At 31.9% G+C, this 13,632-nt stretch carries 11 protein-coding genes and 1 pseudogene; 8 read left to right on the top strand and 4 right to left on the bottom strand.

Annotated features, from left to right (window positions below; translation table 11 throughout):
• Positions 1-63: 63 nt before the first annotated feature.
• From KQH81_RS16075 to murC, 3 genes are all read right to left on the bottom strand, one after another.
• On the bottom strand, positions 64-1,854 hold the full coding sequence (locus KQH81_RS16075; RefSeq protein ID WP_230028496.1) for an ABC transporter ATP-binding protein: 1,791 nt from the start codon (positions 1,852-1,854) through the stop codon (positions 64-66).
• A complete protein-coding gene (locus tag KQH81_RS16070; RefSeq protein WP_027638514.1) occupies positions 1,854-3,596 on the bottom strand; it encodes an ABC transporter ATP-binding protein in 1,743 nt (580 codons plus the stop codon). Before KQH81_RS16070 ends, KQH81_RS16075 begins: the two co-directional genes overlap by 1 nt.
• A gap of 510 nt (positions 3,597-4,106) precedes the next feature.
• The gene (gene murC / locus KQH81_RS16065) at positions 4,107-5,480 is read right to left on the bottom strand and encodes a UDP-N-acetylmuramate--L-alanine ligase (protein WP_178310806.1); all 1,374 of its coding nucleotides are present in this window, start codon (positions 5,478-5,480) and stop codon (positions 4,107-4,109) included.
• Between the two features lie 277 nt (positions 5,481-5,757).
• Between murC and purR the strand changes: the two genes are divergently transcribed.
• The 8 genes and pseudogenes from purR to KQH81_RS17825 all read left to right on the top strand — a co-directional run.
• Positions 5,758-6,576 (top strand): pur operon repressor, encoded by an 819-nt coding sequence (gene purR, locus KQH81_RS16060; protein ID WP_027638516.1) that lies wholly within the window; start codon positions 5,758-5,760, stop codon positions 6,574-6,576.
• 89 nt (positions 6,577-6,665) lie between these two features.
• A complete protein-coding gene (gene spoVG, locus KQH81_RS16055; RefSeq protein ID WP_027638517.1) occupies positions 6,666-6,959 on the top strand; it encodes a septation regulator SpoVG in 294 nt (97 codons plus the stop codon).
• Positions 6,960-7,140: 181 nt separating this feature from the next.
• The gene (gene glmU, locus KQH81_RS16050; protein ID WP_027638518.1) at positions 7,141-8,508 is read left to right on the top strand and encodes a bifunctional UDP-N-acetylglucosamine diphosphorylase/glucosamine-1-phosphate N-acetyltransferase GlmU; all 1,368 of its coding nucleotides are present in this window, start codon (positions 7,141-7,143) and stop codon (positions 8,506-8,508) included.
• A gap of 48 nt (positions 8,509-8,556) precedes the next feature.
• The gene (locus tag KQH81_RS16045; RefSeq protein WP_027638519.1) at positions 8,557-9,516 is read left to right on the top strand and encodes a ribose-phosphate diphosphokinase; all 960 of its coding nucleotides are present in this window, start codon (positions 8,557-8,559) and stop codon (positions 9,514-9,516) included.
• Positions 9,517-9,680: 164 nt separating this feature from the next.
• A complete protein-coding gene (locus KQH81_RS16040; protein WP_027638520.1) occupies positions 9,681-10,367 on the top strand; it encodes a response regulator transcription factor in 687 nt (228 codons plus the stop codon).
• A gap of 6 nt (positions 10,368-10,373) precedes the next feature.
• The gene (locus KQH81_RS16035; RefSeq protein WP_230029301.1) at positions 10,374-11,798 is read left to right on the top strand and encodes a sensor histidine kinase; all 1,425 of its coding nucleotides are present in this window, start codon (positions 10,374-10,376) and stop codon (positions 11,796-11,798) included.
• A gap of 90 nt (positions 11,799-11,888) precedes the next feature.
• The gene (locus tag KQH81_RS16030; RefSeq protein ID WP_027638522.1) at positions 11,889-13,031 is read left to right on the top strand and encodes a S1C family serine protease; all 1,143 of its coding nucleotides are present in this window, start codon (positions 11,889-11,891) and stop codon (positions 13,029-13,031) included.
• Between the two features lie 125 nt (positions 13,032-13,156).
• Positions 13,157-13,222 (top strand): annotated as a pseudogene (locus KQH81_RS17825) (helix-turn-helix domain-containing protein); the annotation flags it as partial.
• 168 nt (positions 13,223-13,390) lie between these two features.
• Here KQH81_RS17825 and KQH81_RS17820 read toward each other — a convergent pair.
• Positions 13,391-13,477 carry an IS3 family transposase gene (locus KQH81_RS17820; protein ID WP_081670362.1) on the bottom strand — a complete coding sequence of 29 codons (87 nt, stop codon included), beginning with the start codon at positions 13,475-13,477 and terminating at the stop codon, positions 13,391-13,393.
• Between the last annotated feature and the right edge of the window lie 155 nt (positions 13,478-13,632).

The following is a 13,632-nucleotide window of genomic DNA, read 5'->3' as shown; positions in this document are numbered from 1 at the left end:
ATTACTTTCTACCCTCTTGTGTATTTAATTTAAATTATTTTTATAAAGATACTCCAAATTGGTTTAAGCGCCTTCTTTTAAGAAACGGTATTGGGCCATATATAGATTATAGTAGTAACCTTTAAGTTTTAAAAGTTCATCGTGAGTACCGGCTTCAACTATTCTTCCATCATCTATAACCATGATTTTATCACAGTCACGGATGGTTGATAATCTGTGTGCTATTACAAAAGAAGTCCTTCCTTTTAATAGCTTATTTATACCATTTTGAACTAACATTTCCGTATAAGTATCAATATTAGAAGTAGCTTCATCTAATATTAATATTCTTGGATTAGCAAGAAGGGCTCTTGCAAAAGAAATAAGCTGTCTTTGTCCAACTGAAAGCCTAGAACCTCTTTCATTCACTTCAGTTTCGTAACCATCTTCTAGTTTCATTATAAAATCATGAGCATTTACAGCTTTAGCAGCAGCTATTACTTCGTCATCTGTTGCGTCAAGTCTTCCATATCGGATATTTTCTTTTATTGTATCAGAGAAGAGGAAAGTATCTTGAAGCATTATTCCCATCTGACCTCTCAAAGATTCCAATGTAACAGAACGCACGTCTATTCCATCAATCAATACTGAACCGTCGGTGACATCATAAAATCTGCTTAAAAGATTTATTATAGTAGTTTTACCAGCACCGGTAGCTCCAACTAAAGCTATGCTATCTCCAGGATTAACTTTAAAAGAAACATTTTTCAAGACTGTTACATCATCGTCATCATAAGCAAAGGAAACTTCCTTAAATTCTACAGTTCCTTTTATCTTTGGCATCTCACTAGCGCCATCTGATGATACGATATCAGGTTCAACAGACATTATCTCGAAAATTCTTTCAGCTGCAGCAAAGTTGGTTATTAATGTGTTATAGAAGTCTGAAATATTCATTATAGGACGCCAAAGCATAGTTATATACATCGAAAATGCTACCAAGGTTCCTATAGATATATCTGAAGATACAATGAGTTTTGCTCCAAGCCAGTAAACTAATATTGTTCCAACTCCCCAAGATAATTCGACTAAAGGCCAAAATAAATCGTTTAGCTTTACAGCGCTATTGAAGGAATCCATCATTTCAGAAACCATATTATGAAATCTTGATTCTGATTTTTTCTCTTCTGCGAATCCTTGAACAACCTTTATACCAGAAAAATCTTCATGAGTATAGGCATTAACATTTGAACGCTTTTGTCTGTAAGATAACCAACGGCTTCTAGATTTAGCTTCTATTGAGAATAAACCTAGACCTAATACAGGAAGTATTATCATTGCAGCCACAGCCAAATTAAAGTTTAGAGAAAACATTATAATTGTTACAAATACCAGACTTAAAAGTTGAGGTATAAAGCTGGTTATGCTTGTAGCAAATAAAGACTTTAATGCATTTACATCACCCATTACACGAGCTAAAACTTTTCCAACAGGTCTGTTATCAAAGAAAGAAAAGGAAAGCTTCTGAATGTGACTATAAAGATCATGTCTTATAGTTATTAGGATACTGTTTGTAACCTGAGACATCATTATTATTCTGATCCTTGCAGCAAATAATGAAATCAAGTTAACTACCATAAGCCCTAAAGCGATGACGACGAGGCCACCTATATTTGAGTTAGGAACAAAGTCATCAAGGGCCATTTTCAGCAGGTAAGGATTTATAAGACCACATGCTGTTACGAATATCATAAGAAGTATAACTATAGCTACTTTTCCTTTAAAAGGTTTTAAGTAGGAAGCTAGTTTTTTTAATATATATCTTCTAGAATGAAATTCTAGTTTTTCATCTTGATTTGTAGAATTTCTAGCCATTAAACCACCTCTTTCTCTTCAGCCTCTATGAAGTCCTTAAACTGTTCACAGTAAATTTCGTAGTATTTACCTTTTTGTTTTAAAAGCTCCTCATGAGTACCACGTTCTACTATAGTACCGTGGTCCATGAATATTATTAAATCTGCACTTTTAACAGCAGATATTCTATGAGCTATTATAAATGTTGTTGCTTTGGACTTATTTTCATTTAGATTTTTTAATAGTGTAAATTCTGTTTCCATATCTAAGGCTGAGGTTGAATCATCTAATATTAAGATTGAGGAATCCTTTACTAGGGATCTTGCTATACACAATCTTTGTTTTTGACCACCAGAAAGGCCTATTCCTCTTTCCCCGATTATGGTATCATAACCGTCTTCTAATTCATTTATAAATTCACTTGCACAGGAAAGAGAGCACGCTCTTTCGATTTCATACTTAGTTGCATCAGTTTTACTAAAACGTATATTTTCTTCTATTGTATCTGAAAACAAAAATGTATCTTGAGGTATGATAGACATAGTCTCTCTTAATTTTTGAAGATTATAGTTTTTTACATTAACTCCATCAATGTTAACTTCACCGCCACATACGTCGTAATATCTGCCAATTAAGTTAACTAAAGAAGATTTACCTGAACCTGTAGTTCCCATGATGGCTATAGTAGAACCAGCCTTTACATCAAGATTTATATCGTGAAGGATTATTTCATCATTATATTTAAATGAGACATCCTTAAATGATATATCTCCAGAGATTTTTTCGGGATTATATTGATTTACTTTAGGAGAATGAATATCAGGTTTTTCATCTAATATCTTGAATATTTTTTTGGCAGAAGCACTGTTTTCGGCAAGCATATTAGATAATTCTCCCAAGTTCCTCATAGGCCATATTAGGTTTCCTATATAACCGTTGAAGGCAACAAGGGTTCCAATAGAAACACCTTCACCCATAACTAGATAGCCTCCAAATGTTATCATAATTACGATCGAAAGATTGGTTAAAAACTCTATAGATGGAAGGTGATTTCCGACTATATGAGCTTGTTTCATATTCAAATTATAGTAAGATCTATTCATGTTTAGGAATTTTTCCTTTTCATAACCTTCTCTTGCAAAGGCTTTAACGAGTCTTACACCAGCTATATTTTCCTGAGCTGTAGTGTTCATAACAGCATTTTGGTCACTTATCTTGTCATATACAGCTGAGATTTTCTTTTCAAACTTCATTGCTATAAAAGCTATAGGAAACATGATAATTATACAGGCAACAGCTAGTTTAGCGTTGAGATAAAATAAAGCGGCTGAGCCTAAAACAAAGTAAATGATATTTTCAACGAACAATCTGAGTCCGAAAGAGACTGTTCTCCAAATAACTTCTACGTCTTCACCTATTCTAGACATTAATTCACCTGTATTTGTATTATCAAAATAAGTAAAGGGAAGACTTTGTATGTGATTAAACAATTCACATTTTATATCATGATTTACTTTAGTTGATAAATAGTCAAAAACAAATTCTTTAATATATCCAAGAATAGCTCTTCCTAGGGTTATGCCTAAAAGGGCAGCAAGTATAGGTGTAAGCAAGGAACCGTTTCCCCCTATGAGAACCTTGTCTACAATTTCTTTTGTAAGGTAAGGATTGAACATGTCCAATAGAATGTTTAAAAGCATTGCTATGGATGGAACAATCAGTAAGATTTTGTACTTTAGTACATACTTGAAAATTCTCTTCATTTAATTTCCCCCTTTTTGTCAAAAATAAAAGACCATGGTTATCCATGGTCTAAAATATGCATTTGAGCATAAAAAAGCCATGGATATTATAACCCATGGCTTCTAGAAGACTTTTTTTCAAATAATTAAAAATAAGTTCCACAAGAGATAGGGTTATATTTAAACTCTAAATTAATTGCACATGCTGATGCGTTCATTATAAATAACATTTTCCTACCTCCTTTTCTTATAAAATAAATACTACACTAATAGAATATTACCATAGACGAGCTATGTCAATTAATAATTTTAAAAATTAAGACAATTCTGTACTAATACAGAAGTTATAAAAAATAGGAAACCTTTTGATGAAGTGAAAATTGTATTAGTGAGAATAAATGGTTTCTAGAATTGTGGAGAAATTAATGATAAAAGCTACAAACCTATATGATTTTAGATATACAAAAAAGCACTGGAATCTAAAAATTACCAGTGCCTTTGAACTTTTCACTATTATCTCTTCACTCTTAACTATTCTTGAAGGAACATTTCTCCAACTTTAACCACATCTCCAGCGCCTACTGTCAAGAGAAGATCTCCCGCAGACAATTTTTGTTTTGCTATTTCAAGAGCTTCTTCATGAGAATGAACATTGATGCATTTTATACCATTTGCACGGATTTTATCTCCAAGCATATCAGAGTTTACGATACCACTATCTTTTTCTCTAGCAGCATAGATATCCATCAGTATAAGTTCATCAGCATCATTGAAAGACTCAGAGAATTCATCTAGTAGAGATATAGTTCTTGAATAAGTGTGTGGCTGGAATACGCATACAATTTTATTGTGTGGATATTCCTTGGAAGCCTTTAGGGTGGCTTTTATTTCTGTTGGATGATGAGCATAGTCGTCTATAACGGTTATTTCATCTTTAGAACCCTTTAATTCAAACCTCTTGTGAGCTCCTTTGAAGCTTTCAAGACCTTTTACTACAGCTTTAGCATCAATTCCTAAAACTATTGATGACGCAACTGCACTTAAGGCATTTAATACATTATGACTTCCAGGCACATGAAGGTGAATAGTATATAGCTCTTTTCCTTTATAGAAAACACTAAAAGAAGAACCTCTTCCATTAAAGTGTATATCCTTAGCAATAATATCACCTTCATTTAATCCGAAAGTTAAAGTATTGCAAGAAGCTGTTTCTAAAACTCTCTTTACCCTAAAGTCATCAGCATTTCCTATGGCATAGCCGTCTTTAGGAATTATAGAAACAAATTTCTTAAAAGTAGCTTCTATATCATCTATGTCTTTATAGAAATCTAAGTGATCTGCATCTATATTTAATATAACTCCTATATAAGGGAAGAATCTTAAAAATGATGCTTTGTACTCACAAGCTTCAGTTATGAAATATTCACTTTCTCCTGTTCTAAAGTTGCCTCCTATTATGTCTAAATCAGCACCAACTAATATTGTTGGGTCAAGTTCAGCGCTAAGAACTATATGAGAAAGCATAGATGTACTTGTAGTTTTTCCATGGGTTCCTGATATAGCAACGTTATACTTATGACCCTTCATTATATAACCTAGAAACTCTGCTCTATCCATTAATGCAATATTATTATTTCTAGCAAATAAAAGTTCAGGATTATCTGAAGGTACAGCCGCCGTATAAACAACTAAATCAGAATTTTTTACGTTATCTGCACTGTGACCTATATAGATATTTGCACCGTGCTCCTGTAATCTCATAGTTATTTCTGACTCTTTCATATCAGAACCAGAAACTTTAAATCCATTTTTAAGAAGTATAGCAGCAAGTCCACTCATGCTTATGCCGCCAATACCAATGAAATGAACTTTTTTATTAGTATCTTTTAAAAAGTCAAAAGGCAAAGTTCTCACTCCTTATGATAAAAATATCTTCTTCTAGATAATTATATACACATTTTCAAGAAAAAAACACAAAAATTATTTAAAACATTAGAAAATCAATATCATGTAACGGATTTTGGCAATAATAATATTAATAAATAAAAATTATGGTAATAAATCGAAGAATTTATTTATTTCCTTGATATATTTCAACATATGAAATAAAATAAGTAGTGAATAATAATTGAAATAAATAGAAAATAATTCGTTGATTAATAAATTATAGAAGGTGGTACTCATGGATAAGTTCTCAAGAAATGGAAGAGTTGTAGCTATAACAAAAATTTTGTCAGAAAACCCTAGCAAGATAGTAAGTTTAAATTCATTTTCAGGAAAGTTAAATGCAGCTAAATCTACTATAAGTGAAGACATGGTTATAGTGAGAGATACTTTAGAAAGGTTATCTTTAGGAAAAGTTAAGACTATATCTGGGGCTGCAGGTGGAATTAAATTTATAGGTGATATAAGCAATGAGAACAAAGTGACATTTGCTAATAAGCTTTGTGAGGCATTAGAAGATAAAGATAGAATAGTTGCTGGAACTTTTATATATATGACTGATATTATGTACAATCCAGAGGTTATAAGCAAGGCTGGATTAATTCTTTCGACTTTTTTTCAAGAAAAAGATATAGATTATGTAGTTACAGTAGAAACTAAAGGTATTCCCCTAGCCTATGAAGTAGCTAGAAACTTAGGAGTTCAGCTTGTTATAGTTAGAAGAGATAATAAGGTTACAGAGGGACCCACTGTCACTATAAACTATGCTTCAGGTTCCACAGGAATGATACAAAATATGTCGTTATCTAAGAAATCATTACATAAAGGCAGTAAATGCATATATATAGATGACTTTATGAAATCAGGAGGAACTGCCCTAGGAATAAAGGAGCTTCTTAAAGAGTTTGATAGTGAACTTTTAGGAATGGCTGTGCTTATAGATAATATAGAAACTAACAATAAATTGGTTGACGATTACGTTTCTATAATAGAATTTAAAGGATTGGATAAAGATAAAAAAGCAATATTAAGACCATCCATATTATTCCAAGAATAAATGTTCAAAAAATTTCCGCAAAAAAAGAGGGAATCTCGAAGAAATGCAGAAACTATATGGTATAAAGCATCTTGGAGGTGGATTTTATAATGCAAATTACAGACGTAAGAATTAGAAAGATAGCTGCAGAAGGGAAAATGAAGGCTATTGTTTCTGTAACTTTTGATAATGAATTTGTTGTTCATGACATTAAAGTTATAGAAGGCCAAAATGGACTGTTTATTGCTATGCCAAGTAGAAAGACTCCAGACGGAGAATTTAAGGACATAGCACATCCAATCAACACTCAAACTAGAGAAAAGATACAGATTGCAATCTTAACTGAATATGAGAAAGTTAAGAATGAGGATGTTGAAACTGTAGATGCGGTAGTAGAAGAATAGAAATAAAAAGGAGTTTTTTTTGCTCCTTTTTATTTTTTTGAGATTGTATATATTTACATAAATCTAATCTATTAAGCAATGAGGTTGAAAACATGCTGTTTATAAAATATAATATAACAAGGAAATTGATGAAATGATGTTTTTTACAAAGCGTCAAAATAATCCATAAAGAGGTGTAAGAATGTATAAATATGCTATTATATTAGCTGCAGGAGAAGGAAAGAGAATGAAATCTTCTACTCCAAAAGTGTTACATAAGGTTTGCGGAAAAGAAATGGTAAACCATGTCATAGATACTATGAGAAAGTCAGGTATTGATGAAGTTAATGTTGTTATCGGAAAAGGTGCTGACAAAGTTAAAGTTGGAACAGAAAGCAGAAATGTATCATACTCATTTCAAGATAAACAATTAGGAACAGGTCATGCAATAATGTGTGCGAAAGAATTTCTTAAAGATAAAGAAGGTGTAGTAGCTGTATTTGCAGGAGACGCTCCTCTTATCAAAGGAAGCACAGTAAAAAATCTTATGGAGTTACACAATGCAGAAGGAAATAAGGCTACAATTCTAACTTCATTAGTAAATGATCCAACAGGATATGGAAGGATTATTAGAAATAATGGGAGTGTAGAAAAGATAGTAGAGCATAAAGACTGTAATGAGAAAGAATTAAAAGTTAACGAAATAAATTCAGCTATATATACATTTGACATAAAGAGTCTTTTAGAATGTCTTGATGAACTAAAGAATGATAATGCTCAAGGTGAGTATTATTTGACAGATGTCATAGGAATACTAAAGAATAAAAATGAAAAAGTTGGAGCTATGGTTGTAGATTTTGAAGAAACTTTAGGAGTAAATTCAAAAGTTCAATTAGCTCAAGTAGAAAATATTTTAAAGAATAGAATAAATAAAGAACATATGGAAAATGGTGTTACAATAATAGATCCGAATAATACTTACATAGGTGCTGATGTAACAATAGAGCAGGATGTTATAATATATCCAAATAATATATTAGAGGGAGCTACAGTTATAAAGACTGGAGCTGTGATTTACCAAAATTGTAGAATAAAAGACAGTGTAATAGAAAAAGAAGCTACTATAGAGAGTTCGGTTATACTGGATAGTAAAGTAGGAGAAAAGACAACAGTAGGCCCATTTGCATATATTCGTCCAGAAAGCACTATTGGAAATCATGTGAAAATAGGAGATTTTGTTGAAATAAAGAAATCCTTTATAGGAGATAATACAAAAGTATCTCATTTAACATATATCGGAGATGCAGAGGTAGGAACTGGATGTAACTTTGGCTGTGGAACTGTAGTTGTTAACTATGATGGAAAGAAGAAAAATAAAACTATCATAGGCAACAATGCATTTATAGGATGTAATACAAATTTAGTTTCACCTGTTGAGATTAAGGATAATGCCTATACAGCTGCAGGATCTACAATAACTAAAGAAGTTCCTGAAGGAAGCTTATCTATTGCAAGAGCAAAACAGGTCAATATAGAGGGATGGGTAGATAGAAAAGGTCTAAGAAAATAACAAAAGATTTGAAATAATAAATATAATAATATTTTAGGAGGTCAAAGGATGATAACTCATGGTAAAAATATTAAGATTTTCACCGGAAATTCACATCCAGAATTAGCTAAAGATATAGCAAGCATAGTTGGTGTTAAAGTTGGAGATTCAAGGGTTGGAACTTTTAGTGATGGAGAGATTTCAGTAGATATAAATGAAACAGTAAGAGGAGCAGATGTATTTGTAGTTCAGTCAACAAGTTCACCTGTAAATAACAATCTAATGGAACTTCTTATAATGATTGATGCCTTTAAGAGAGCCTCAGCAGGAAGAATTACAGCTGTTATACCTTATTATGGATATGCTAGACAAGATAGGAAAGCTAAATCAAGAGATCCTATAACAGCAAAATTAGTTGCTGATTTGCTTACTACAGCAGGAGCAGATAGGGTACTTACAATGGATTTGCATGCATCACAAATTCAAGGATATTTTAATATACCTGTTGATAATTTAATGGGAGCGCCAATCCTATCAAAGTACTTCATAGATAAGGGATTTGCAGAAAAAGACGATGTAGTTGTTGTTTCTCCTGACCTTGGAAGCGTAACTAGAGCAAGAAAGTTTGCAGATAAGCTACATGCTCCAATAGCTATAATAGACAAGAGAAGACCAAGAGCAAATGTATCAGAAATAATGAATATCATAGGAGATATCAAGGATAAAACTTGCATACTTATAGATGACATGATAGATACAGCAGGAACCATCTCTAATGCAGCTAATGCATTAAGAGACCTAGGAGCGAAGGAAGTTTATGCATGTTGCACTCATGGCGTTTTATCAGGACCTGCTATAGAAAGAATAAATGATTCCGCTATAAAGGAATTAGTTATGCTTAATACAGTTAAAAATGATCAAGCAGAAGGAATAAATAAATTTAAATCTATATCTGTAGCCCCTATATTTGGGGAAGCTATAAAGAGAATATATGATGATGTATCTATAAGCAAACTGTTTGAGGGCTAATATATATTAATGAGCTATGTCATAATTTTTTATAGGCATAGCTCATTTTCTTATAAAAAATGAGTAAATGACGTAAAATATTTGTAACATTTAAAAAATATATGTTATATACACCGGATTTTGTGATAAATTAAATATAAAAGCACTATAAGGAGTGAATTAAAATGGATGGTACTATAGGTAAAATATTAGTTGTTGATGACGATGAAAATATATGTGAAGTTATAAAAATGTATCTTGAAAGTTCTGGTTATGACACTATGCTTTGTCATGATGGAAAAAAAGCTCAAGAAGTATATTTAGAATACAAACCAGACTTGGTATTATTAGACATAATGCTTCCTCATGTAGATGGTATTGACGTACTTAAATGGATAAGAAGAGATGGTGAAACTCCAGTTATAATGATAACTGCAAAAGGAGATACTTTTGACAAGGTTCTTGGGCTTGAACTAGGTGCTGATGACTACATGGTTAAGCCATTTGAACCAAAAGAAATGCTTGCAAGAGTTAAAGCTGTAATGAGAAGATACAACGTAGAAGGAAGTGGAAAGGAAACTTTGAACTTCCAAGAGCTTACTATAGATGTAAACTCATACACAGTTACTTATAAAGGTGAAGAGATAAAAATGCCTCCAAAGGAATTTGAACTTCTTCATTATTTGGCAAGTAACAAAAATAGAGTATTTACAAGAGAACAGCTTTTATGTGAAGTATGGGGATATGATTATCCAGGGGACTCAAGAACAGTAGACGTTCATATAAAGAGACTTAGAGAAAAGCTTAATGGCGGAATGAATTGGCAATTAGAAACTGTATGGGGTGTAGGGTATAAATTTGAGGTGAAATAGATGTTAGTGAAAAACAGCTTAGTTTCTAAGATGATAGTCACCTTTACTACTATAATAGCTGTAAGTTTTATAATAATGGCTAGCTTTCTATCAATATGGTTTGAAGGATATTATTTTGAAGAGAGAAAATCTCTTCTAGATAAGCAGGGGAAGACAATTGCGACTTCCGCTATGATATACATAGATGAACAACAGGAATCGGCTCTTAATAGGTTAAAGTCAGACTTGAGCTTTGCACAATCAACCTTAGGAGCAGATATAGTTCTAACAGATGCTATGGGGTATGTATATCAAGTTTCTTCAGATGAGTATAAAAATCTCATGTTTACCAATCTTAATATAAAAGAAATGGATGAACTTAGAGAGGGACGTTCTGTAGAAAAAAAAGGCAAGTTTGATGAACCTTTTAATTCGCCATGTTATATATATATAAAGCCTATTTTTGTATCAGATACTTTTAGAGGAGTAATATTCATGCATACTCCTTTAGATCAGATAAAAACACCTCTTACTAAGGTGTACGCAATCATATGGATGTGTGCGATTTTAGCTATTGTTTTTTCAAGTATAGTTATATATTACTTTGCTCAAAGGATACTAATAACACCTTTATCAAAGATAAATATAGCAGCTAGAAGAATAGCAAAGGGAGAAGTAGAAAGAAGAGCGTATATAAACTCTAATGATGAGATAGGAGAACTTGCCACATCATTTAATATAATGGCAGATTCTTTAGAGCAGGTTGAAAAAAATCGACGAGAATTTATGTCAAACGTATCGCACGAATTAAGATCACCGATAACTTCTATAAAAGGATTTATAGGTGGGGTTCTTGATGGAGTAATTCCTAAGGGAAAAGAAAACTACTATTTAAATATAGCCTATGATGAAATTCAAAGACTTGCAAGACTTGTAAATGATCTTTTAGATTTGGCATCTATGGAATCAGGAAAGTTTTCTCTTAGGATAGTAGAACTTGACATAATTGAAATAGTTAAAGTTTGTGTAATAAAATTTGAACAAAGAATAAATGAAAAAAAGCTAAAAGTGGATGTAATTTTTCCAGAAGACCACATTTATGTAGCTGGAGATAGAGATAGAATGACTCAAGTAGTAACCAATCTTTTAGATAACTCTCTTAAATATGCTAAGGAAAATGGGGTTATTAAGGTAACAATAAAAGATAAAGGCGATAAGATTCATGTATCTGTCTATAACGATGGACCTCCAATAAGGGATGAAGATATAACCCATATATGGGATCGATTCTATAAGGGGGATAAGTCTAGAACTTCTAAAATTAGCACAGGTTTAGGCCTTCCTATAGTTAGAAATATACTTACTCAGCTTGGAGAGGATATATGGATTGAGAATAAGAAGAAAGATAAGGAAGAAGGCGTAGTGTTTACATTCACCTTAACAAAGATATAGATAACAAATTTATATATAAATAATACATTGTTCATACTGAGTTTAAAGTAATAATGTATAATCTCTTTGAAATTATAGGAGGTGTGCTTTATGGATCAAGACGGCAATGAGATAGGGAAGATAACATTTAAAAAGCATGGGAAAAGAAGACAAATTCATAGAGCTATAAAATTAATTATAATAGTGGGAGTAGCATTTATATCAGGTGCTTGCGGAGCCTCTTATGTGATAGACATCAAACTCAGTGCCAATGGTATAACAAATAAATTGTTTTCTGATTTATCATCAGATACAGAAGATGACAAGACATTAAATAAACCTACAGATCAAAAATCTATCATCGATGAGATATCCCCCTATGTAGTTGGAATAAGTACATCAAGAGAAAATTTCACCGATATTGGAACAGGAAAAATAACTTCTGGAGTTATAATGGATAGTGAAGGCTATATAATAACTAATTATAGTAGCGTAGAAAAGGCAGTTGATATATACGTTAAGATAGCATCTCAAGGTATGAAGCCTATAAAATCAAAATTATTATATTACAATAAAGTTATGGATGTCGCTGTTTTAAAGGTAGATGTAATGGGACTTCCTGTCATTAAATTGGGAGATATAAGCAAGGTTAATATAGGCGATAAGGTTATAGCAGTAGGAAATCCTCTTGGTGAGGAAAATTCCCCTTTTGCTACTCAGGGTATAGTAAGCAGCTATTCTAAAATTACTATGAAAGATGAAACTGGAAATAATATCGAATACAAAGGGTTTAAAACTGATGCTAAAATAAATCAATATAACAGAGGCGGACTATTGTGCAATGAGAATGGCGAAGCTATAGGTATAATAGCCTCAAATGCTATTCAGGGCAGCTTTTCTGACAATATAGGGATTGCTATTGATATAAGAGAAATTTCAGAAGTCATAACCAAAAGTAAATCAGTAGAGAGTGGAGAAAAACCAGTTTTAGGATTGAAGGGCGGAGAGATAAAATCTAACAACAAGTCCATGGAAGGTGTTTATGTTCAAGAAGTTGCAAAAGATCAACCTTTGTATAATGCAGGAGTAAAGCCTACAGATGTGATATTAGAATTTGCTGGAAAAAAAGTTAGACAATTTTCTGATTTAACCTCCATACTAAAGGGCTATAATATAGGAGATGAGGTAGGAGTAAAAGTGTGGAGAAATGGTGAGTGCATGAATCTAAAAGTGAGATTAACTGAAAAAAAATAAAAAAATGATATGCTCCCCTTATGATAGACACATAAAATAATAAAATGTCTATCATAAGGAGGAGTATTTTTTATATCAAAAAGAATTTCTAATGAAGTAAAATTGATAACTGCTAAAAATATAAAGTATCTTACCAACAAGTCTATTCTTGGATAAAAAAGTATCAAACAAAAGGCATAGAGACTTTATAGGACGGCCGTGGTAAACGTAAAAAAGAAAGTGAGATGTCTGAGTTAGAAAAGTTAAAATCTAAAATGTATTACTTAAAAGATTCAATTCATATAATGAACTAGAATCTGCAATCACTGATTATATAGATTATTTTAAAAGGATTTAATTTATTAACATAAGCAATTAGTTTATGCAGCTAAGAGAATGAGTCTGTATTTTACAGGACTTATCCATCCTAGTTTCTCTTTAATTCGTTTTTCGTTATAATACTTTATGTATTTATTGTCTCTTTCCGTTCTTCATAGCTATATAACTCTACCACATGAAGTTTAAAATCGAAAGTATATGTTTCATGTTTTCTGAAACGCATTAAGCCTTCATCAGCAAAGGATTTAAAAGCATTTACTTTTTTATATTATATAATTATTAT

Origin of the sequence: Clostridium cadaveris (assembly GCF_020911725.1) — a bacterium.
Lineage (GTDB): Bacteria > Bacillota > Clostridia > Clostridiales > Clostridiaceae > Clostridium_X > Clostridium_X cadaveris.
The sequence above is the reverse complement of the archived record's forward strand: the minus strand, read 5'-3'. Positions and strand labels throughout refer to the sequence as shown.